Annotated in this window: 20 protein-coding genes; 9 read left to right on the plus strand and 11 right to left on the minus strand. The window is 32.8% G+C overall.

Annotation, left to right across the window (positions count from 1 at the left end; all coding sequences use genetic code 11):
• Window positions 1-30: 30 nt before the first annotated feature.
• From DK442_RS05170 to secDF, 5 genes are all read left to right on the plus strand, one after another.
• Window positions 31-1029 carry a DUF6588 family protein gene (locus tag DK442_RS05170; RefSeq protein WP_109434798.1) on the plus strand — a complete coding sequence of 333 codons (999 nt, stop codon included), beginning with the start codon at window positions 31-33 and terminating at the stop codon, window positions 1027-1029.
• Window positions 1030-1115: 86 nt separating this feature from the next.
• Window positions 1116-2042: a malate dehydrogenase gene (gene mdh, locus DK442_RS05175; RefSeq protein ID WP_109434799.1), complete on the plus strand. Its 927-nt coding sequence runs from the start codon at window positions 1116-1118 to the stop codon at window positions 2040-2042.
• Window positions 2043-2118: 76 nt separating this feature from the next.
• Window positions 2119-3054: a hypothetical protein gene (locus tag DK442_RS05180; RefSeq protein ID WP_160114056.1), complete on the plus strand. Its 936-nt coding sequence runs from the start codon at window positions 2119-2121 to the stop codon at window positions 3052-3054.
• A 53-nt stretch (window positions 3055-3107) separates the two neighbouring features.
• Window positions 3108-3734, plus strand: coding sequence for a hypothetical protein (locus DK442_RS05185; RefSeq protein WP_109434801.1), 627 nt, complete (start codon window positions 3108-3110; stop codon window positions 3732-3734).
• 232 nt (window positions 3735-3966) lie between these two features.
• Window positions 3967-7008 carry a protein translocase subunit SecDF gene (secDF, locus tag DK442_RS05190; protein WP_109434802.1) on the plus strand — a complete coding sequence of 1014 codons (3042 nt, stop codon included), beginning with the start codon at window positions 3967-3969 and terminating at the stop codon, window positions 7006-7008.
• 77 nt (window positions 7009-7085) lie between these two features.
• Here secDF and DK442_RS05195 read toward each other — a convergent pair whose 3' ends face one another.
• The 10 genes from DK442_RS05195 to DK442_RS05240 all read right to left on the minus strand — a co-directional run bounded on the left by DK442_RS05195 (window position 7086) and on the right by DK442_RS05240 (window position 17722).
• The gene (locus tag DK442_RS05195; RefSeq protein WP_109434803.1) at window positions 7086-8708 is read right to left on the minus strand and encodes a tetratricopeptide repeat protein; all 1623 of its coding nucleotides are present in this window, start codon (window positions 8706-8708) and stop codon (window positions 7086-7088) included.
• Window positions 8709-8732: 24 nt separating this feature from the next.
• Complete coding sequence (locus DK442_RS05200; protein ID WP_109434804.1) at window positions 8733-9230, minus strand: DUF192 domain-containing protein; 498 nt, start codon at window positions 9228-9230, stop codon at window positions 8733-8735.
• A gap of 186 nt (window positions 9231-9416) precedes the next feature.
• Complete coding sequence (gene creD / locus DK442_RS05205; protein ID WP_109434805.1) at window positions 9417-10772, minus strand: cell envelope integrity protein CreD; 1356 nt, start codon at window positions 10770-10772, stop codon at window positions 9417-9419.
• A gap of 26 nt (window positions 10773-10798) precedes the next feature.
• Window positions 10799-11446: a DUF1361 domain-containing protein gene (locus DK442_RS05210; RefSeq protein ID WP_109434806.1), complete on the minus strand. Its 648-nt coding sequence runs from the start codon at window positions 11444-11446 to the stop codon at window positions 10799-10801.
• Window positions 11443-11760 (minus strand): hypothetical protein, encoded by a 318-nt coding sequence (locus DK442_RS05215; RefSeq protein ID WP_109434807.1) that lies wholly within the window; start codon window positions 11758-11760, stop codon window positions 11443-11445. Before DK442_RS05215 ends, DK442_RS05210 begins: the two co-directional genes overlap by 4 nt.
• A gap of 52 nt (window positions 11761-11812) precedes the next feature.
• Window positions 11813-12115 (minus strand): hypothetical protein, encoded by a 303-nt coding sequence (locus DK442_RS05220; protein ID WP_109434808.1) that lies wholly within the window; start codon window positions 12113-12115, stop codon window positions 11813-11815.
• Window positions 12112-12573, minus strand: a complete 462-nt coding sequence (locus DK442_RS05225) for a Coq4 family protein (protein ID WP_109434809.1) — start codon at window positions 12571-12573, stop codon at window positions 12112-12114. Before DK442_RS05225 ends, DK442_RS05220 begins: the two co-directional genes overlap by 4 nt.
• A 53-nt stretch (window positions 12574-12626) precedes the next feature.
• The gene (locus tag DK442_RS05230; protein ID WP_109434810.1) at window positions 12627-12920 is read right to left on the minus strand and encodes a transcriptional regulator; all 294 of its coding nucleotides are present in this window, start codon (window positions 12918-12920) and stop codon (window positions 12627-12629) included.
• 107 nt (window positions 12921-13027) lie between these two features.
• Entirely contained in the window at window positions 13028-13642 is a 615-nt protein-coding gene (locus DK442_RS05235; protein ID WP_109434811.1) for a hypothetical protein, read from the minus strand.
• 261 nt (window positions 13643-13903) lie between these two features.
• On the minus strand, window positions 13904-17722 hold the full coding sequence (locus DK442_RS05240; RefSeq protein ID WP_109434812.1) for a M48 family metallopeptidase: 3819 nt from the start codon (window positions 17720-17722) through the stop codon (window positions 13904-13906).
• 190 nt (window positions 17723-17912) lie between these two features.
• Between DK442_RS05240 and DK442_RS05245 the strand changes: the two genes are divergently transcribed.
• The gene (locus DK442_RS05245) at window positions 17913-18272 is read left to right on the plus strand and encodes a DUF1801 domain-containing protein (protein WP_109434813.1); all 360 of its coding nucleotides are present in this window, start codon (window positions 17913-17915) and stop codon (window positions 18270-18272) included.
• Window positions 18273-18284: 12 nt separating this feature from the next.
• On the opposite strand, the gene kdsA is transcribed toward DK442_RS05245, so the two are convergent.
• Window positions 18285-19103 carry a 3-deoxy-8-phosphooctulonate synthase gene (gene kdsA / locus DK442_RS05250; protein WP_109434814.1) on the minus strand — a complete coding sequence of 273 codons (819 nt, stop codon included), beginning with the start codon at window positions 19101-19103 and terminating at the stop codon, window positions 18285-18287.
• 124 nt (window positions 19104-19227) lie between these two features.
• Between kdsA and DK442_RS28115 the strand changes: the two genes are divergently transcribed.
• From DK442_RS28115 to typA, 3 genes are all read left to right on the plus strand, one after another.
• Window positions 19228-19371: a hypothetical protein gene (locus DK442_RS28115; protein ID WP_160114057.1), complete on the plus strand. Its 144-nt coding sequence runs from the start codon at window positions 19228-19230 to the stop codon at window positions 19369-19371.
• 42 nt (window positions 19372-19413) lie between these two features.
• Complete coding sequence (locus tag DK442_RS05255; RefSeq protein WP_109434815.1) at window positions 19414-19764, plus strand: hypothetical protein; 351 nt, start codon at window positions 19414-19416, stop codon at window positions 19762-19764.
• A gap of 155 nt (window positions 19765-19919) precedes the next feature.
• Entirely contained in the window at window positions 19920-21719 is a 1800-nt protein-coding gene (typA, locus tag DK442_RS05260) for a translational GTPase TypA (RefSeq protein ID WP_109434816.1), read from the plus strand.
• Window positions 21720-22399 lie beyond the last annotated feature (680 nt).

The raw sequence follows: 22399 nt of genomic DNA on the forward strand, positions 1-22399 counted from the left end.
ATATTGCAGAGCCTATTAAACCCAAATCTTATGAAAAAATGTGCTTTACTACTAGCATTACTTCTCGGTCATACAGCTACTTCACAAACAGATATTGATCAAATTCTCGAGATAGGAATAGAGAATGCACAACGCTTTAGTGATGATTATTTTGCTTCGGCAGGAGAGTCACTCATAAATGCAACATCGAATGGATGGTATAATACTGCAAAAGTCAAAAAATTATGGCATTTTGAAGTAGGTATAGTAGGTAATCTGTCTTTTGTCAGAGAAGAGAAACAATCTTTTATTTTAAATGTATTGGATTATGAGAATCTGGCCTTTAGTTCAGGACAAGTAAGTCAGGTAGTGGCTAATGCGTTGGGAACAAATCAAGAAGATATTGTCGTCATAGTAAACCCTGGTCAGGCTTCTGCTTTAGAAGTGGTTTTGCCTGATGGTATTGGGAATGCAGAAATTAATTCTTTACCAAGTGGTTTTATTCAAGGATCTTTGGGGTTAATAAAAAGTACAGAAATTAAATTGCGGTTTTTACCAAGAATAAAAGCGGTAGAAGACGCAGAGATACAGTTATATGGAGTTGGTTTTCAACATGAATTTACTGATTGGGTTTATCCATTAAAAAGATGGCCTGTGCGACTTTCGGCTTTATTGGGGTATACAAATATTAAAGGCTTTTATGATATAGTGGATAGTGGTATTGACGGAGTAGATCAGGAAGTTCGGTTAAATACAAATTCTTGGTTACTTACAAGTATTGTTTCTACCAAATTACCTGTTTTAAATTTTTATGGTGGTTTAGGGTATTATTTTGGCTCCAGTGATGCCGATTTATTAGGGACATACCAGATACAAAATGGCCCCTTAGCTTCTGAAACCGTTACGGATCCTATAAGTGTTAAAAGTAGAACAAACGGAATTAAAGCAACTATTGGTGCAAAAGTCCAATATGGTGTTTTTAAGGCTAATTTAGATTACACATTACAGAACTATAATAACCTTTCTCTAGGGCTTAATTTTGGCTGGTAATTAACATACTATTTGTTAATGAATTCGTTAAAGAATTCGTATTTTCGCGAAACAAATATGTTTAATTACAATCAAAAAAAAATACCATGAAAGTTACAGTAGTAGGTGCTGGTGCAGTGGGTGCAAGTTGTGCCGAATATATAGCAATTAAAGATTTTGCTTCAGAAGTAGTATTGTTAGATATTAAAGAAGGATATGCAGAAGGTAAAGCAATGGATCTTATGCAAACCGCATCTTTAAACGGATTTGATACTAAAATCACAGGTACTACAGGAGATTATTCTAAAACTGCAGGAAGTGATATTGTTGTGATAACTTCAGGAATCCCACGTAAACCGGGAATGACTCGTGAAGAATTAATTGGTATTAATGCAGGAATTGTAAAATCAGTATCTTCTAGCTTAATAGAACACTCTCCAAATACAATTATTATCGTTGTAAGTAACCCAATGGATACGATGACATATTTAGTGCATAAAACTACTAATCTTCCTAAAAGTAGAATTATAGGAATGGGTGGGGCATTGGATAGTGCTCGTTTCAAATATAGATTAGCAGAAGCACTTGGTGCTCCTATCTCTGATGTTGATGGAATGGTAATTGGCGGACATAGTGATAAAGGAATGGTGCCATTAACAAGATTGGCAACTAGAAATAGTGTTCCAGTTTCAGAGTTTATTGCAGAAGATAGATTAGAGCAAGTAGCAGCAGATACTAAAGTTGGTGGAGCAACACTTACTAAATTATTAGGCACATCTGCATGGTATGCTCCTGGAGCTGCTGTATCAGGACTAGTTCAAGCAATTGCTTGTGATCAAAAGAAAATTTTCCCTTGCTCAACGTTGTTAGAAGGAGAGTATGGATTAAATGATCTTTGTATTGGTGTACCTGTAGTATTAGGTAGAAATGGTATAGAAAATATCGTAGAGATCGATTTGAGTGATGCAGAAAAAAGCAAAATGGTAGAAAGTGCAGAAGGTGTTAAGAAAACTAATGGATTGTTAGAACTTTAATAACCCATGTAATATAAAATTTGATAAGAGCTGCTTTATGCAGCTCTTATTGTTTAATATAATAGTACTTATGTATATGATATTTTTAAAAGGAATACTTGTGAGTCTTTTATCTATAAGTGTGAGCTCTTGTAATTTTGGACCACAACCAGATAAAGTGATTAAGATAACCTTAGGATTTGATAGTAATCAGCAATCTGATATAGAAACTAATGCTATTGTCGAAGTGCTAAAGAAAAGAATTAGTAAGGTTTCTAGAGATTTTAATGTAGAGAAAGTGACTAATGGCCATCAGATTGCTATTGATTTGAAAACTCATCATGATTCAGAACGAATTAAGAATTTAGTAACCAACCAGGGTAGGCTGGATTTTTATGAAACGTATCAGATGGAAGAAATGATGAGTTTTATGATGAATGTAAATGATATATTGAAAAAAGATAAAGAAGATGAAAACCCATTGTTTGATTTAGTTAAAAGTCAAGGCTATGAAGGAGGTTCAGTACTTTTTAATGTGTCAGAAAAAGATACGGCTTTAGTACGAACCTATTTGTCTTTAAAAGGAGCAGAATCCTCTCTTCCCGCGCAAAGACGATTTGTTAAATTTTTATGGGGAAGAAAAGAAAAAGGTATAGAAGAATTGCCTCTTTATGCCCTGAAGTTAAATAAGCAAGTTAAACCTGCTTTAACCGGAAAAGTTATTAATCAGGCACGTCAGGAATTTGATCAATTAGCAAGACCAACGGTTACTATAGAAATGAACGAAGAAGGGGCTAGAGTATGGGAAGATCTAACCGGTAGAGCCTTTCAGGAAAGGTTTCAGATAGCCATAGTTATTAATGATTTGGTATATAGTGCTCCAGGGGTTATGTCAGGACCAATAATAGGGGGTATGTCGCAAATTACAGGAAACTTTACGGTTGAAGAAGCACAGGATTTTGCTGCTGTTTTAGAGTCAGGATCCATTCCTATGATGACAGTAGTTAATATGGATGTAGAAAAATTAAAATAGATATTTATTTAAAGACTTAAGAAATGAAGTTTTAATTTTTTTATATTTGCCGAATGAAGAAAAAATGGTACTTCGCGATTTTAATCACTGCATTGGCAACACTTGTTGTTATTCAGCAGCAAACCGTAGTACCTAATCAGGAAATTGTATTAGAATTTGTTGATATTGAGGTTACTTCTAAAGAAGCTCAAAATGCGATAACAATTGTAAAGAAACAATTGCAATCCATTGGAGTGAAAAATACCAGAATTTCTAAGGGACTAAAAGATGGTAAGCTCAAAATCGCATATTATAGCGATGCAGATGTAGAGTATATAAAGAGAGTACTTTCAGAAGAACAAAATGTAGCGTTGGATCATGTTTTTTATGATCAAAATGAAAATAAAAATGACAAGCAATTTCCTTTAGATCAAAATTCAAAAGACTATAACCTCGATGTTTATGAAATCCAAAAAAGTACAGATTCTAATGCTGACTTTAATGGTAAATATGTTTTAGAAATAAAACATGAGCGTGATGGATATTCTGGTGATAATACATATAGTTTTATTGCAATAATTGATATTGATCATATCAATAGGCTTGTAAAAGTAGCCCAAAAGATCAATACAAATATTGCAATAGCAATAGATAATACTTCTCGTAATACTCCTGAAGTAAGAGCTGGACCAATTTCTTAATTGGAGTTTAGCATTTTAAAAACTCCTGAAGACTACCCGTATTTTTAAAAGTTAAAAACGAAGAGTAATTCATAACTCTTAGAAGTTATTTTAATTTTTAAGTATAGCTTATCACTAGTGTGATAAAGCTTAATCACATCATATTTTAAATCATTAAAAACAATTGTCAGATCGCAGGAGGTGAATTTTATAATTACCTAATTTTAAAAGGTTTGACCTAAATAAATAAATAATGCAAAATAAAGGACTTGTTAGAGCATTTGCAATTTTATTCGGATTGGTATGTGTATACCAATTATCGTATACGTATTTGAGCTACACAAAAGAAAAAGAAGCTGAGGTTTATGCACAGCAAAAGTATCCCGATGATGGAGAAGGCTATTCTGAGTTAAGAGAAGCTGCAGAACGTAATTATTTAGATTCTATTGGTAAAGAAGAAATTTTTGCTGGTATTACGTATAATGATGCAAAGGATAAAGAACTTAATAAAGGGCTTGACCTTGAGGGAGGTATAAATGTTATCCTTCAAATTTCTGTAAAAGATATTTTAAGTGGACTTGCTAATAAAACTAAAGATCCATCATTTAATCAGGCATTACTGGCTACAGATGAATTGCAAAAAAATAGTCAGAATACATACATAGAGGATTTCTTTTCAGAGTTTGAAAAAATCCCAGATGCTAAATTAGCATCTCCTGATATTTTTGCGAATAAAAACCTAAGTGATGATATCACTTATGACATGACCAATGATCAGGTTAAGCCGGTTTTAAGAAAAAAAATAGATGAATCTGTAGCATCTGCTTTCGAAGTATTACGTAAACGTATTGATAAATTTGGGGTAACACAACCTAATATTCAACGTTTAGGAGAGTCTGGTCGTATCTTAGTTGAGCTTCCTGGTGCCAGAGATATTGATAGAGTTAGAAGTTTAGTGACAAGTACTGCTCAACTTGAGTTTTGGGATGTATATAAGTCAGAAGAAATATTTCCTTTCTTATTTTCTGCCAATAATCTTTTAAAGGAAGAAGCAGATAAAGTAGAAAAAGCAAAAGCTGGAGTTGAAGAAACAAACGAAGTAGTTGCTGATACTACAGAAGTAGATACTACTCAGGTAGATTCTACAAAAACAGATGCAGATGCAGCTATTGATGAATTATTAGAGGATGCAGAGGATTCGACTGACATTGCAGCACAGGTTAACCCATTATTTGATTTAATTGCGGTACAAGGAAGACAAGGTGGTCCGGTTATCGTATCAGTAGAGCAAAAGAATGCTGATCAATTTATGGCCTATCTTAACGATTCAAAAGTTAGAGCGTTATTGCCTGTAGAACAACGTTATGCAAAATTTGCATGGGGAAAGCCTTCTAAAGATTCAGAACTTTTAGATTTATATGTAATTAAAGGAAATCGTGATAATGATCCTGAGTTAAGCGGGGGTGTTATTACAGATGCAAGACAAGAATATAACCAACTTGGAGCAGTAACGGTAACTATGCAGATGGATGGTAAAGGTGCTAAGAAGTGGGAAGAAATGACTGGTCGGGCATTTAGTCAACAAAGTCAGATTGCCGTTGTACTTGATGATGTTGTATATTCTGCGCCGGGAGTAACTTCTGGAGCAATTAGTGGAGGTAGAAGTGAGATTACAGGTGATTTCTCTATCGAAGAAGGTCAGGATTTAGCCAATGTGCTAAGAGCTGGTAAATTACCAGCTTCTGCAGATATTATTCAGTCAGAAATAGTTGGACCTTCTCTTGGACAGGAAGCTATTGATAGTGGGATCATGTCTTTTGCAATTGCATTAGTGCTTATTCTGATCTGGATGATATTCTATTATGGTAAGGCAGGTGCTTTTGCAGATGTAGCGTTAGTAGTAAATATCTTATTTATCTTCGGAGTTCTTGCAGGATTAAAAGCAGTGTTAACACTTCCTGGTATCGCTGGTATTGTATTAACTATTGGTATGTCGGTTGATGCAAACGTACTTATATTCGAAAGAATCAGGGAAGAATTAGCTAAAGGAAAATCTCAGGCAGATGCCATAAAAGATGGTTTTAGTAATGCATTATCATCAATACTAGATGCTAATATTACTACTGGTCTTACAGGTTTGATTTTATTAGTAATAGGTACAGGGCCAATAAAAGGATTTGCTACCACCTTACTAATAGGTATTTTAACCTCTTTGTTTACTGCAATTTTTGTAACTCGATTATTTATTAATGGATACGGTAAAAATGGTAAAGAATTAGCGTTCTCTACAGGGGCTACAAAGAACTTATTTAAAAATATTAATATCGATTTCTTGAAGAAACGTAAGATTGCTTATGTAATATCAGGAATTATGATTTTAGTAGGTATTGGGTCTTTAGTGACTCAAAGTTTGGATTACGGAGTTGATTTTGTAGGAGGAAGAACGTATACAGTTCGTTTTGCTAATGATGTAGTTCCTACAGATGTAGAGAAAGATCTTGTAGCAACATTCGAAAGTGCACAAGCAAAAACATACGGATCAAACAACCAATTGAAAATCACAACAAAATATAAAGTAGATGAAACTGGTGAAGAAATAGACGCTGAAATTGCAAATAAGCTTTACGAATCTTTAAAGCCATATTTAACAGATGGTTTGACGTATGATCAATTTGCTAATGGAGATAAGGATAAACAAGTAGGTATAATGTCTTCTATGAAAGTTGGACCTACTATTGCTGATGATATTAAGCAAGCTGCTTTTTGGTCTGTTTTAGGATCATTGATCGTAGTATTCTTATATATCTTATTAAGATTTAGAAGATGGCAGTTTAGTTTAGGTGCCGTAGCAGCAGTATTCCATGATGTATTAATCGTACTTGGTATCTTCTCGCTTACGTATAAGTTTATGCCGTTTAATATGGAAATTGACCAAGCATTTATTGCAGCTATACTAACAGTAATTGGGTATTCATTAAATGATACGGTGGTTGTGTTTGATAGAATTAGAGAATTCTTCAATGAACATACTACCTGGCCATTAAATAAAAATGTAAACGGAGCTTTGAATAGTACATTGAGTCGTACGCTTAATACATCGTTAACGACTTTATTAGTACTTGTGGCAATCTTTATATTTGCAGTACCATTAAGAGGGTTTATGTTCTCTCTTATTATTGGGGTACTGGTTGGTACGTATTCCTCTTTATTTATAGCAACACCAATAATGTTTGATACGGTAAGTAAAGTTGGTTTAAAAACAAAAGAACCAAAAGAAGAAGAAAAGAAAAAGTAATCTTTTGTTATTATAATTTAAAAAATCCGTTTTGAGTAATCAGAACGGATTTTTTATTTTTAAAAGAAGGGGATTCTTTATAATGTAAGATCTTTTAAAGATTTCTCGCGATATTCTGATGGAGTTTTGCCAACTAATTGTTTAAAAGCTCTGTTAAATGATGTCTTACTATTAAAGCCTGCATCGTATGCGATTGCAAGGATTTTATAATTTTCATATTTATTTTTCTTCATTAAGCTTTTTGCTTCATTAATTCGATATAGATTAATAAAGTTATTAAAGTTCTTTTTTAGACAAACGTTCAATACCTCAGAAAATTGATGAACACTCATTGAAAGCTCTTTTGCTAAATCGGATTGCTTAATCTCAAAATTAAGATATGGTTTTTCTTTTTCCATATAATCCAGAATTTTCTGTAGATATTTCTCTCGATCTTCTTGAGTTAAAGAAGAGTTTTGATATGCGTGTGTGTTAGTGTTTTTTTGGACTAAAGAAGAAATGTTTTGTTGTGCCAGTTTATAGATTTTAATCTTAAGAGTTTCGTTTTCATTTTTCAAAAGCATTCTGTCTTCCTTTAATTCTCGTGTTTCTTGTTTAAATTTTCTACTCTTTTTTAAATAGTAAAACAAGACTCCGGATAATAGCAGAAAGACAATAATACCTGATATGATGAAGAAATTCTTTTCTTCTGATAGACCAGCTAAATCTTCTTCTAACTTCTTAAGTTCTATTTCTAATTCTAACTGTTTTGCTTCAGATAATGATGATAGATATAATCCTTTTTTATGATCATAACCTTTTTGATGATTAATTGCCTTTTCAAGTTTTCCTAACTTAGTATAAATGTATGCTAATTTTTGATGAACATACATTTCGGTTTTTCTGTATTCATAAGTAAAAGCTAACCCTAAGGCGATTTGGAGAGGTTGTTCTGCGTCCTCTAAACGATTAAGTTTTATTAGGGCACTACCTATATTATAGTGAGTTGATGCTATAAGTTCCTTGGATATATTGTTGTCATTAAGCGCTAGTGCGTCTTGACTATTTTTTAGTGATAGTTCATATTCTTTTAGTTGGTAATAATTATCTGCTATGCTATTAAGAGCAGAAATGATGATATCATTACGTTTAAGTTCTTCTCCAATTTTTTTGGATTTTTCAAAATATTCTAATGACTTTTTATAGTTGTTGTTTGCTGCAGATAACTCTCCCAGACCTACATAAATTGCCATTCTATATATACTAGGGCCTCCATGATTATTGACATAGTCAAGAGCTTCTTTAAATGCTTTTTTTGCCTTTTCGCGGTTTCCTATTTCGTTATAGGTATTACCTAAATTAATCAAAATAACAGTGCGTCTTTTGTAGCTTTCTGGTATTAAATTAACTAGTTTTAGGGATTCTAAGTAGTATAGTAATGCCTTGTCATATTCAGCTTTCTTTTTATGGTAAATTCCTAACCTTGTAATAGCATCGATTTCAATTTCTTGTAAATTGTTTTTCTTTGCAATATGTAAAATTGAATCTGTATATAGCTTAAATCGTTCATATTCTCCTTTATCATAATAGTAGCTTTGATTCTTTGTAAGCCTCTCAATATTTTCTCTAATTAAGTTTTCTGTATTTGTCTTTTTTTCTTGAGCACAAGTGTGCATAACAATACATAGAATAATGATTATTTTGAGAGCTATTTTAAACATAGGATAATAAAAAAGATTATGTTTTTAGAATTTTTGAAAAGAAATAGAGTCTCCTTTTTTAAGATTCCAGGTATCGGTTAGTTTTGCATTTACTTCAAGTACGTATTGTGCAGGACCTTCAGAAGGTAATGAAGATTCATTCAATGGTTGTGCATTTTTTTGAATACTCACTACTTTGTTGTTGCTATCGATAAAAATAATATCCAACGAAAATTTAGTGTTTTTCATATAGAAAGATCTTGGAGCTTCTTCAGGAAATATAAATAACATTCCTTGTTTGTCTTCCATAGATTTACGATACATCAACCCCGTTTGAATTTGGTATTCATTTTCTGCAAATTCGATGTCTAATTTTACAATAGGGCTTGGGATAGAATCTTTGAGGTCAAATAAAGAAAGTTCTCCTTCTTTAGTAAAAGGGATTTCTTTAACCAGGTTTTGATTATTTTCAGTATCTGTTTTACACGAAAATATACTTAGTGCAGCACATGCGAAACTTAGAATATAAATGCTTTTTCTCATCTGTTTTGAATTTGTGTTTAAAAAGTCAAATGCGTTCTAAAACTAAGTTCATTCATAAATTGGATACTGATTGTTTTTGGAACGATTCTTTTATAAGAGCTAAAAGTAGATAAAAAAGCCGCACCTCAAAAATTTGAAGTACGACTTTTTACAACTAACTAAAATCGGGTATTCATATTTTAATTACTAATCATTACCCCAATCGATTTTTCGAGATACCATCATTATTGTCCCCAAAATCAGGAATAACCCAATACTTCCTACAAGTAGAGCATAGTTTTCTAATTGTATGATAACAAATATGAAAGTATACAATGCGATTAATGAAGCGGCTATGAATCCCATAAACTTAAAACTTTTGAGTATTGCCTTAGAATACATAGAAATAAGGAGGATTACAGAAACGCCTCCTATCGCATATGCTTGTAGAAAACTCGAATGTTCTGAAATCGAAATTAATAGCGTGTAGAACATAGATAGCGCTAATCCAATCATAAGGTATTGAAAAGGATGTATATGGATTTTACTTATCGTCTGAATTAGAAAAAATACTAAAAAGGTTAGTGCAATAACCAGGTATCCATATTTGGTAGCACGCTCACTTTTTTGATATTCATCGACAGGGATAAGTAATTTTACTCCAAAAGCAGAGGAATTAATCTGTGGTAATTCTCCAAAAAACTCTTGTTCAAACTCCCGATTAATTTGTAGTACTTTCCAATTTGCATTAAACCCGCTCTGTGAAATTTCTTTGGTTTTTGGATTTGGCAAATAGTTACCGTTAAAACTTGGAGAAGCCCAATTTGAAGTCATAGAAACATTAGTTTCTCTACCAACAGGAATAAATCGTAATTGTTCACTACCATTAATGATTAGATCGAGACTAAAGTCAATTGCATTTTCTTTTGGTAATGAATTTTCTTTTAAGAATTTAGTTTCTAAAGTATTGGTGTATGAATTTTGGGTATATCTGGATCTTAAAGGATAGCTTTCGACTCCTAGTTTTAATTCCAGGTTACTTTTAATTCCTTTTAGATTTGTAGAGTTAATAATCACTGTAGTTTTATTCCAGAGGATATCAGATTCAGCAATATCTTGTGTTTCAAAATTAGGAGTGGTAAAAGAGCCTTTTATTTTCATATCAGCAGTATATACAACAGATTCATAAATGCTTCTTCCAAGAGTTTCCGACTCTATATTGCTTTCTATATTTAATGTGTTTGGGAAAAAAAATGCATGCTGTATAGTGATGATATCTTCTTCTGAATACGATTTAGTTTTGTCATCCCAGGTTTTTTTAAGGGTGTGTATTTGATATGGTACTTTAAGTACCGGGCCATATAATAACACCTCATTTCCCCATTTTTGATTAATTTCCTTAACCACTTCTTCTTGTCTATAGGCTCGTTCCTGAATTAAGTTTTTGATGTAGGATAGTGGAATTAATAATACTAGTATTAGTATTCCAACCATTAACATTCTAACCGTTATTGAAGTTTTGAGCCATTGCCCAAAAGACTTTTTTTGTTTTTGATTTTCCATAAGTATAAAATTTATAGTGTTTGTTTTTAATTATTTTTTTCTTGATAGTATTGTATACATCGATATGTGATGATTAAAAAACCGCCAAAACCAATTGTAAATGCCCAGGTATTAATATGTTGAGATGGGAATATAATTCGTTTTAAAACATCAGATAAAATTCCGGTAGGATCCTGTAATACATCCCAGCTATTCCACCTTAAAACTCTTCCCAGGTAAATTCCGAAACCGCAAAGCAGTAAAATCAGATAGGTAATAATATTGGTAGTTGTTTTTGAAAACTTTTCCCTAAGTAATGTCTGCATCATCCATAATGAAGCGAAACCAATAATTAACCCGTTAATGGCAAAAGAAAGTATCAATAAAACATCGAACCATACTGATTGCAAAGTGCTTAATCTAATATGCTGTAGATCGGTAAGTATATATGGTGAATTAGGCAAAAAGAGTAACCAGATTATAAAACCTAACCAGAACACAAAACGGTTTGTTTTGCCTAAACTAATGAGGATTGTGATACCATAAGGGATACAAGCCAAAAAGAGATTCCAAACCAGGAAAAGATAGAACGAAGAATCGGTTTTTATAATTCTGGTAAGTAAGAGTACAAAACTGAAGGTTACTGCAGTTATAAAACCTTTAATAAAAGGTAGTTCTTTATAAATAGTATTCATGATGCAAAAAAGTTTTGTAAAGGATTATTGATAGCAATAGTGATATATCCCAACGTGACTGGGATATTGAGAATGACTAAAAGGATTGTGGTCAGGTTCTCTCTATAATATTGATAATTAATCATAGCATTGGTAATTAGCCCTATAAAAGTGATGCTGTTTAAGACGGTTGCTATGATAACATAGAAGAATCCTATGTCTGCAACTATGCTGGATTGTGAAATCAGGTAGAATAGTAATAAGATAGTCCCTAAAAGAAAACTTATCGTTGCTATTGCCAATGCTTTTTTATTAATAGGTTGTATAATTCTCATAGTACTGATGTTAAAATGTGATTTATAAATTTTGAATATGTTGATGTGATTGTTAGCCAAAATAGATAACCTCTGCAATCATTATATATACATATACAATCGGAATGTTTAAAGAGATTAATAATATTGTTATTAGGTTTTCTTTATAGCGTTTGTAGTTGATTATGGCATTTAAAATAAGTGTGATGAGTACTATTGCGTTTATGACAAATGTGATCTGAACATAGAGCATGCCTATTTCTATGGTTTCACGATGTTGAGTGATACTATAGTATAATAAGAGTATGGTTCCTAAAATAAAGCTTGTAATAGCTATGATGATTGCAATTTTATTAATACGCTGTGCTATTTTCATACTTTCGATATTAAAAACGTGGTTTGTAAGTTTTGTATAGGTTGATGTAAAAGTTTTTTATAATCAAGTTGGTAAAAAGTATATGCAGCTTTCCCTTTTTTATATGCTTTACTAAACAATTGGAATTTATCTGGATAGAGTAGAGTACCAAGAAAAATTACAGAAATAAGATATATGCTCCTTTTTCCATTTCCTAAAAGATAATATTGCATTGAAATCTCTTCTGGTACAGACACTCCTGTATTGGTTAATACATGAAAAACATCATGATTCTCTAATTTTGGTTGTGGACTAAAATCATGTTGCAGCATAAAACAACCCAGATGAAACCCCAGGCTTTCTTTAGGATATTGGATTAAAGCTTTTATAGGAATATCCCATGAAGGTTGGTTTTTAAACCATTTTTGATACGGTTTTTTACTCCACTCGTATATTGTTTCTAAAATAAATGCTCTCATTGTAATGTTTTAAAGTACTTTGAAATTCAAAGTCAATTGATAAAAAAATATAGCTATTGCTTTAATAACTTTTCAATAGCTTCTACATGTTTTTTAAAAGCTTCACGACCTTTCTTTGTTGCATTGTATCTTGTGTTAGGTTTTCTTCCAATAAAGGATTTCTCCACTTTTATATAGTCTTCTTTTTCCAAAGCTTTAGTATGACTCGCTAAATTACCATCAGTAGCACCGAGAAGTTCTTTCAGCATTTTGAAATCAGCATATTCATTCACCATTAAAACCGACATAATCCCTAATCGAATTCGATGATCAAAAGCTTTGTTTATATTGTTAATTATACTTCCCATTTTTCATTCTTACAAAGGCAAGAATCTTTTCAGATTACATTCTGGCTAGTTTAATATATAATTTAATAACATCAGAGTTAATTCAAATACACCCATTTAATTTTCTATCATGAAGATTTTGAATTTTCATTAAAATATATCAAACTTCCGTATATAATATGCATAACTCCAAAACCAAGTACCCAAAACCAAAAACCATATCCTGGATATATTGCACAGATCAAACCTAATACAATTTCTATATATCCCAAATATTTTACATTCCCAATTGTGTACTTTGATGCGTTGACAAGAGCAAGACCATAGAAAATTAGCATTAGTGAACCGGTAAGTCCATAATGGTGACTAGAAATTTTTATGATAATGTATATCCCGCCTGTAATTAACGGAATCAGAAATGCAGTAAGCAATCTTTTGGAAGCACTATTCCATAAGGTTTCATTATTTTTTTTAGCTTTTCTAACGCTTAAAATAATAGCAGTTAGAATACTAAGTAATGCTATGATAACTAAATCAATCAGGATATAATAAAAAAGTTTACTGTTTAAAATCAGATATCCTCTACCAATGATGCTGTCTAAATAAAAAGCTACCGCAGCGCCAATAAGTGCGTAGATTCCTGCCATTATCCCTGATAAACCGCTAAGAGAGAAAAAACGAGATGATTTGTTCATCATGTCTTTAATCTCTGTAATGTCTTTTAAGTATTCTTCTGTGCTCATATTAAAAGTACTTTGAAATACAAAGTAAATTTAAAATATTGAATTATGCAAGTTTTAGTATGAATTAAGTTATTCAGGATGTTCTTGCATTTGTAAGAATAGCTTTTAAATGATTTCATAATACTGAATGAAAATAGCGATTGAGGGACGTAAAAAAAGAACCTAATCTAATTGGGTTCTTTCAGTAATACGTTAGAGCATGTCTTAGTATAAAATTGGATCTTGTTGTGGTTTTATGACAAGATTATATTTCTTTTGAATTTACTCGAAATATGGTCGTTCATTTAAAAATAAGAGGCCTTTTGCATTAGCTTTCCATCGTTTTGGAGCTTTATCTCTTAAAATGATAGTACCTAAAGAATAAAAAGATCCTATTTCTAGGGGTCTCATGTCTTTTATTATTGCCTCTGCAGCTGCCATGTTATTGTTTTTAACTAAGTCAACAAAATCAAATATTATGGTTTCTCTTTCGGGATAGAGTTCTTTAATTTTAGTCTTATAAGGCTGGAGGCTTTGTCTTTCTCTAACAGCAAGACCAATTGCAGACCAAATCGTATAATCATTTATTCCTTTTTCAAGACTTAACGATAATGCGGATTCTATAACTTTTGGTTCTGCTCCATCAGAAACAGCGGCTTGTCTTAGGATAGCATATTGTAAGTCGTCATTTTTTACTTGTTCAATAGCCGCTTTAATCTCTCCTTTATTTAATAAAGTATACGCATAATCTGGAGAATCTTTAATTTTAAATTCATTTTTCTCCAGATTTTCTATATAATCCAAATACTCTATTTTGATATCTGATCTAAATGCTCCTTTGTCATTTTTCCCAAGTACATTTTGAATTCTTTTTAAATCAATACTTATATAATAGCTCAATGCAGGTTCGTTTTTTATAGCTGTTTTCATGCATTTTTCTGCATTTCTCCAGTTTTGAGAGTTGGCGTATGTATATCCAGCAGCAAAAGCTAGCCATGGGTTATCGGGCCATTTCTTATTTCCTTGTTTAAAGGCGTTATCTTGTGCTGGCCCATCCCCCATACAACGGGTCTTGAGGTAAAAATAATTTCCATTATTTGGGTGAGAAGCTGCTAGTTTACTATGTTCTTCACATACTTTGGATTTAGCATCTCCTACAGCACTTTCTTGTTGCATTCTTAGAAAAAGTGGATCATCCGGGGTTTTACCTAATCGATCTTTAAGAATGTCGTTAAAACCTTCAAAATTTTGTGCAACACTTAACCAAGTCATAATATGTGGAGACTCACGACTATCCCATTTGGCATGAGAAAGGACCATTGCTGTCATATCTTCTTTAGACTCTACCATACTTAATAAATTTCCCGGAGCAATATTGGCATAAGCGTCCAGAACATCTCTGGTGGTAGATGATCCACTTGTTGACATAGAAGAAGGAGGTTCTTCCATGACATAATCTGCATTAGTAGTACTCCAACGTGCTGCTCCAAGATATTTATCGTTATTATAAGGTGTGCCTCCATAGAAAATAGTCCATTTTAATAAGGCGGCAGCATTTCCAATATTATAAATATACATCTCAGAAGTAGATTCTGTTTCTGGTGTAAAAGATTCAATTTCTGTTTGATCATCAGCAGAAATTGTTCTTACAGAAATTCCATCAGTAGTACTTAAGGCTATTTTCTTTGAAGTATAAGGATCTAATTCGAGTTCTTTTCCATCAATTTGAACAATAACTTGTTTTCCGAGCCCATTGTAAATAGCAAGGGAGGAAGTGCCGACATAACTTCCGGCAAAAACAGTAATACTTATAATAGCAGCAGCAACAGCTAATTTTGCTATAGAAGGTAGTACTCCGTCCGAGGTTTGGAAACGATCCCACCATCCAAGTTTTTTCTGAATAGGTCTTTCTGAACCAGGGATAAGTAAATTATATTTTTCTGGTAAAGATGATGGCATAGGAGCTGGTTGCTCTGAAACTTGTTCATTAAGAACCAGATTGTTTACATATTCTTCGCTTTTAAGAAGGCTTTCGAGTGCAATAGAACGAAGTTTTGATAGGGCAGATTTAATTGTATTAGTCCAACTCTCAATAACTTCCATCCATTTATTGATATTGTCTCGATTGGCATATACCAAATCAAATTTACCTGTATATTCTTGCCAGCTTTTGGTGTCTAGTTGATCGAGAAGTTCTTTGGTAAGTTGTATACTTTCACCATTTACATATACTTTTTGTAAAACTCCGTGAAGATCATTAGCTACTCTAAGTAATCTGTCTAGTTCTGAAGAGGTAACCTTTCCATCTGCCATGACTACATTAAGTACGTTATACAGTACATTTTCGGCATCTTCTATATTTGCGCGACTATGTTCTGCATAATGTAGAATACAAGATAAATTGTTTAAATACTTTTCCCACCCATTGCCAATTTGTTTAGCCGAGGCTAGAGAAACAGAACGACTTAATTGATCATGAGATCGAACTTTACTTTGAGCTTCGACTAACTCTTTGTCTACATTCTTAATTACCGCGGGAAGGTCTTTTCTTGAGATTTGTTCTCCTCGATACATAATTACTCCTCCCGGTGCTGTAAGTATTTTTTCTTTTAAGGCTGTAAGTAATACATGTTCTTCATTTATGGTTTTAAGAATTTCTAAATCTTCATTTAGTGATTCTGGATATAGGGATGTGATTTCTTTTTTTAAGTCAGCAAAAGAAGTGTCTTTTAAATAAATTTCGGAAGCATTTTCATACGTCCTAAAAAAATCACGATCTAGATAAACACCTCTATATTTTGGATCATAGTATACTTTATCAAATATTTTATTTTGTTCTGCAATACTTTCCTCGGTAGAAAGGGGAGTGGTTTTTATTTTTGCGGTTTCAACTAATGCTGCAGTAATACTTCTTTTTATCTCTTCAGGGTTTTTAAATAGAACCCAGGCTGGTCGATTATCAATAGGAGCACTTACATATATTTTTTTTGCATTGTTTTCTCTATCATGGTCGGCCGGATGGGTTGCCCACATTTTTGGTGGGTTTGCCAATTTTGAGGTAAAAATTCTATTTTTTTCAGGAGATTCTTTTGGGATAATAGGTGAAACGCCATATTCTTTTTCGTTAAGAATATAGGCCATTCGCTCGATAGCATTAGTTTGTAGAGCAAACATATCGACTACTGCTTTTTCTTTATTAAGAGCATGATTAACCATGTTTAATGATTTGTCATAGGCATCATCTGCAGCTTGTAGCCTATGTAATGCATGTATAAGAGCATCACTTCCTGTTAAGGATACAGCAATAAGATCTGCATGAAATTCCATTTCTCTAGAAAGTGCTCTGTGCGCAATAACTACTATTTTAAAGCATATTTCTACAAGAGCTCTAATTGACCAAACGATTAGAGATAGAATCCATCCTATCCATGCTATTCTTAGATCTAGATATGAGATGGTTTGAAGGAATTTATCAAGAGCATCTCGCTTTCCGATAATATGAGCTGCGATCTGATGGGACATATATACCCATCTACCAACCAACATAGATCGTTGTGCAAAATGACCAAATTCATGAGCAAGTACGGCTTTAAATTCACCCAAGTTAAGTACATTAATAAGGCCGATACCAATTTCTAAATTTTTCTTTGATGGAAAGAAAAAATTAAGCACCGATAGGTCATAAGATACACTGGCATTTACTCGGCTGGATAAAAACACTTTATGAGGGCGTGGAGCACCTGCATCATCTGCAAGTTGATATAAATAACTAAATAATGTAGGTTCTTCTTTTTCTGTAATTTCTTTTTGATTTGGGTCACCACCTCTTTTTATAAAGAATAATGCTTTGATCATAAAAATGAAAAGAAACAGATTTGGTAATGCAATTACAAAATCCATAAATGCATCTTTGCCTCCAGAAAATGAATCAGAAAATAATCGGTACGCCGTATGCCCAAACCACCATGTTAACGTAGCATATGCCGCGACAAATAATATTAATCCTCCCATGGCGAGCCATACATGCCTTCTAAATGAAGATGTAGGTTTTGTTAAATTTTCTGGAACCTCGGCAGAGGTTTTTTCGTAAAGATTTTTCATAAATAATTGTAGATTATCGTATTATTGGGGTGGTTTAAATACAGTTAGGTTGATAAAGTTTTTTTGTTAGTCCTTGTCGAAGTTAATTTTTTTTAGGAAAAAGACAAATTAAAGATTAACAATGCTTTAGGATTTAACAATTCATGAATGGTAGTTATATAGTATTTAAACTTTAAAATATGTTTGATGTATGAAACCGGCAGAACACTATATTCTAAATCAGTCAGAACCTTTTAAAACGATTTTATTACACCTTCAGATGTTGATTGAGAGTACTATTCCATCTGTAGAATTATTATATAAATATAAAATCCCTTTTTATTACATAAGCAATAGACCCTTTTGTTATCTAAATGCTAACAAAGGCTATGTGGATGTAGGGTTTTGGAATGCAGGCCATATCACAGTACATCTTGAGCATATGACTACTGCGGGACGTAAAGTAATGAAATCACTGCGCTATAAAAGCATAGATGAGATCAATGAAACTGTTTTAATTGAAGTTTTACAAAATGCTTATCTCGTTAAAGATAAAAAGTTCTACAAATAGAATGAAGTTTACTTATAAACTGTTTACCGTTTGTCTTATAGCAACCAAATTGCTTAATAGCTTTTCTAAATAGTCTAAGTGAAGCATATTTGCTCCATCACTTTTGGCATTAGCAGGATCAAAATGAGTTTCCATAAATAAACCGTCAACACCTGTAACAATTCCGGCACGAGCTATGGTTTCTATCATGTCTGGTCTTCCTCCCGTAACGCCACTGGATTGATTAGGTTGTTGTAGAGAATGTGTAACATCAAGAACAGTAGTTCCATATTGTTTCATAGTAGGTATTCCTCTAAAATCTACAATCATATCCTGGTAACCAAACATGGTTCCACGATCTGTAATCATAGCTTTATTGTTACCACTATCTTTAACCTTTCTTACTGCATGCTGCATGGCTTCAGGACTCATAAATTGCCCTTTCTTTAAGTTAACCGTTTTTCCTGTATTAGCGGCAGCTACTACAAGATCCGTCTGGCGTACTAAAAATGCAGGGATTTGTAAAATGTCAACATATTCTGCTGCAAGTGCAGCATCTTCATTTTCATGAATATCAGTAACCGTTGGGACTTCAAATGTTTCACCTACTCTACGTAAGATTTTTAAGGCTTTTTCATTACCTATCCCTGTAAAACTATCAATTCTACTGCGATTAGCTTTTTTAAAAGATCCTTTGAAAACATACGGGATCTTAAGTTTTGAAGTAATACCAACTACTTTTTCTGCAATGCGTAATGCCATTTCTTCTCCTTCGATGGCACATGGTCCAGCCAAAAGAAAAAAATTGTTTGCATCTAGATTTTTTATGTTTTTGATTTCAGAAAGATCCATTTTACTTTTTTTGAGGCAGTAAAGATAATCCTTTTAGAATTTGAAGGGAAAGAATTATTAATAAAAGTAATCATGGCAAGAAGTTTGATTAAAACCAAACCATTTACATTAAACACGCAAAATCATGAAGAAAATACTCACAGCAATTTTCCTTTTTAGTACATTATTATTATCAGCACAAAACCAGACAAATAAAGTAGAAAAACAAATGTTTAAAGCCAACTTATTGCTTACTCCAGGGGTAGAGTATGAAGTGGGGGTGAGTTAGAATGCTACCTTAGATTTTAGGTTAGGAACCGGATTGGCCTATGTGAAATCGAATAATGATGAGGATTATGGGGTGTTTCTTACGTTTGAAGGGGCTTACAGGTATTACTATAATTTTGAAAAACGAGCGAATAAAGGAAAGAATACTTCAGGCAATTCTGCAAATTATTTGGCTATGACTACCTATATTGCACATGGAGATCCTATACTAGGGGATTTAGATACAGATATAGATTATGTAGGACAAGTAGGGCCAGTTTGGGGATTTCAGCGCACCTATAATTCGGGATTTAACCTAGGTTTGGAACTTGGAGTAGGGTATGCTTTTAATGATAATGATCAATCTATGGCTCCAATTGTCAACTTTAGATTAGGTTGGGCATTTGGGAAATAATTGATTTTATTAAATTATATACCATTTCTTAATATTAAACAAGCTTTATATGAAGGTTTTGTAAGCTAGATTTTAAAGCTTTTTTAATAATTGAGTTTTCATATACAACCTGTCAAAATAACTCGTACCTTTGCAGCCTTAAAAATGAGGCGTTTATGACAGCTATAAAGAACATTGCAATAATTGCTCACGTAGATCACGGTAAGACTACGTTGGTAGATAAGATTATGTACCATTGTCAATTATTTCGTGAAAATGAGAATACGGGCGATTTGATTTTGGATAATAACGACCTGGAACGTGAAAGAGGAATAACGATTACTTCAAAAAATGTTTCAGTTATTTATAAAGGAACCAAAATTAATATTATAGATACTCCTGGTCACGCCGATTTTGGTGGTGAGGTAGAGCGTGTTTTAAATATGGCAGATGGAGTATTACTTCTTGTTGATGCTTTTGAAGGGCCAATGCCTCAGACACGTTTTGTGTTGCAAAAAGCAATTGATCTGGGATTAAAACCTTGTGTAGTTGTCAATAAAGTTGACAAAGAAAATTGTACTCCTGATGAAGTTCATGAAAAAGTTTTTGATTTGATGTTTGAACTTGGCGCAGAAGAATGGCAGTTGGATTTTCCAACAGTATACGGTTCTGCTAAGAATAACTGGATGAGTGAGGACTGGAAGAATGAAACTGATAATATCGAACCATTGTTAGATATGGTTATAGAGCATATTCCTGCACCAAAAATTGAGGAAGGTACTACACAGATGTTAATTACATCTTTGGATTTCTCTTCATTTACAGGACGTATTGCTATCGGACGTTTACAAAGAGGAACGTTGACAGAAGGGATGCAGGTTTCTTTGGTAAAACGTGATGGAACTATTAAAAAATCAAAAATCAAAGAACTCCATACTTTTGAAGGTTTAGGGAGAATGAAAGTAGATAAAGTAGAAGCTGGTGATATCTGTGCATTGGTTGGACTAGAAGGTTTTGAGATTGGAGATACAGTAGCAGATATAGAAAACCCCGAAGGGTTAAAAACAATTGCTATTGATGAACCAACAATGAGTATGTTGTTTACCATCAATGATTCACCTTTCTTTGGTAAGGATGGAAAGTTTGTAACCTCAAGACATATTAAGGAGAGACTAGCTAAAGAATTAGAGAAGAACCTTGCATTACGAGTTAATGATACCGATAGTGCTGATAAATTTTTAGTATTTGGTCGAGGAGTATTGCACTTATCTGTATTGATCGAAACGATGAGACGTGAAGGATATGAGTTACAGATAGGGCAACCACAAGTAATTATCAAAGAAATTGACGGTAAAAAATGTGAACCTATAGAAGAGTTAACTATTGATTTACCAGAAAATGTTTCTGGAAAAGCTGTGGAAATGGTAACATTGCGTAAAGGTGAAATGCTTAGCATGGAAGCCAAAGGAGATCGTATGGTTTGTGAATTTATGATACCATCAAGGGGGATTATTGGTTTGCGTAACCAATTATTGACAGCTACAGCAGGAGAGGCAATTATGGCACACCGTTTTAAAGAGTATCAACCCCTAAAAGGAGATATTCCAGGACGTATTAATGGATCATTAGTATCTATGGAAAAAGGATCAGCAATTCCTTATTCTATTGATAAGCTTCAGGATAGAGGTAAGTTTTTTGTAGATCCGGGAGAAGATATCTATGAAGGACAAGTAATTGGTGAAAATTCTCGTGGAGATGATATGACCGTGAATATTACGAAGACTAAAAAATTATCAAATGTACGTTCTTCTGGTGCTGATGATAAAGCTAAGATCGTACCTGCAATTAAATTTTCTTTAGAAGAAGCCTTAGAATATATTCAAAAAGATGAGTATGTTGAGGTAACTCCGAATCATTTAAGATTACGAAAAATCTTCCTTACCGAGGTTGAACGTAAACGAAATAAGATTGTGTAAACGATATAATGAAGTTTAAAATAAAAACCCCAGATTTTTGTCTGGGTTTTTTTTTATACCAAATCAAAAACAGATATTCTTGATCTTTTTTTAAATACAACCTGAAAAACTTTACTTTCTCATAGCATATCTACTAGCCCCAGGTAATTGTTTCAAAAAATTCTTTAATGCTTTGATATCAATAATCATAATCCCATAGAATAATTTCATAACCTTACTTTTTATGTGATACAATAATTTTTAAAAAGAGATAATAGAGTACTCTTTTATAGGATAGATTACAGGAATTGGGCCAAACTAATTAATGTTTAGATTTTTATAAAAACTTTAAGAATTTGGAGAGTGCACTAAAAACATCAATACTATAAAAACGAAAAAACCCGAGCTGACTCGGGTTTTTCTTTCGATATTTTGGGGTTTTGGTTTGGGGCGAATTAAATGTTTGGGGGCTTATTCGATATTTGGGGCGAATTGCCGTATTTAATTTCTTTATTTTTTGACATTACAAATGTAATAAGAAAAACCGGAGTGGAACTTGTAAAAAACGTTAAATATTCGGTAAAACACATTTTTTTTACGACAAAAAACACAAATTACTGTATTTCATCAGTTTTAGTACTCGTTTTCGGGAAGTTTTTAAACTTAAATGTTTTCGAATTGATTAAAGTTGATGTTTTGTG

The organism is Aquimarina sp. AU119 (assembly GCF_900312735.1).
GTDB lineage: Bacteria > Bacteroidota > Bacteroidia > Flavobacteriales > Flavobacteriaceae > Aquimarina > Aquimarina algiphila.

Excerpts from the sequence above, each read along its gene's own strand:
- mdh (WP_109434799.1), top strand. The coding sequence starts at position 1,116 with ATGAAAGTTACAGTAGTAGGTGCTGGTGCAGTGGGTGCAAGTTGTGCC.
- DK442_RS05225 (WP_109434809.1), bottom strand. The coding sequence starts at position 12,573 with ATGAGAGCATTTATTTTAGAAACAATATACGAGTGGAGTAAAAAACCG.
- DK442_RS05200 (WP_109434804.1), bottom strand. The coding sequence starts at position 9,230 with ATGAGAAAAAGCATTTATATTCTAAGTTTCGCATGTGCTGCACTAAGT.
- typA (WP_109434816.1), top strand. The coding sequence starts at position 19,920 with ATGACAGCTATAAAGAACATTGCAATAATTGCTCACGTAGATCACGGT.
- DK442_RS05215 (WP_109434807.1), bottom strand. The coding sequence starts at position 11,760 with ATGAGAATTATACAACCTATTAATAAAAAAGCATTGGCAATAGCAACG.
- DK442_RS05245 (WP_109434813.1), top strand. The coding sequence starts at position 17,913 with ATGAAACCGGCAGAACACTATATTCTAAATCAGTCAGAACCTTTTAAA.
- DK442_RS05195 (WP_109434803.1), bottom strand. The coding sequence starts at position 8,708 with ATGTTTAAAATAGCTCTCAAAATAATCATTATTCTATGTATTGTTATG.
- DK442_RS05170 (WP_109434798.1), top strand. The coding sequence starts at position 31 with ATGAAAAAATGTGCTTTACTACTAGCATTACTTCTCGGTCATACAGCT.
- DK442_RS28115 (WP_160114057.1), top strand. The coding sequence starts at position 19,228 with ATGAAGAAAATACTCACAGCAATTTTCCTTTTTAGTACATTATTATTA.
- kdsA (WP_109434814.1), bottom strand. The coding sequence starts at position 19,103 with ATGGATCTTTCTGAAATCAAAAACATAAAAAATCTAGATGCAAACAAT.
- secDF (WP_109434802.1), top strand. The coding sequence starts at position 3,967 with ATGCAAAATAAAGGACTTGTTAGAGCATTTGCAATTTTATTCGGATTG.
- DK442_RS05220 (WP_109434808.1), bottom strand. The coding sequence starts at position 12,115 with ATGAAAATAGCACAGCGTATTAATAAAATTGCAATCATCATAGCTATT.
- DK442_RS05230 (WP_109434810.1), bottom strand. The coding sequence starts at position 12,920 with ATGGGAAGTATAATTAACAATATAAACAAAGCTTTTGATCATCGAATT.
- DK442_RS05240 (WP_109434812.1), bottom strand. The coding sequence starts at position 17,722 with ATGAAAAATCTTTACGAAAAAACCTCTGCCGAGGTTCCAGAAAATTTA.
- DK442_RS05185 (WP_109434801.1), top strand. The coding sequence starts at position 3,108 with ATGAAGAAAAAATGGTACTTCGCGATTTTAATCACTGCATTGGCAACA.
- creD (WP_109434805.1), bottom strand. The coding sequence starts at position 10,772 with ATGGAAAATCAAAAACAAAAAAAGTCTTTTGGGCAATGGCTCAAAACT.
- DK442_RS05235 (WP_109434811.1), bottom strand. The coding sequence starts at position 13,642 with ATGAGCACAGAAGAATACTTAAAAGACATTACAGAGATTAAAGACATG.
- DK442_RS05210 (WP_109434806.1), bottom strand. The coding sequence starts at position 11,446 with ATGAATACTATTTATAAAGAACTACCTTTTATTAAAGGTTTTATAACT.
- DK442_RS05180 (WP_160114056.1), top strand. The coding sequence starts at position 2,119 with ATGATATTTTTAAAAGGAATACTTGTGAGTCTTTTATCTATAAGTGTG.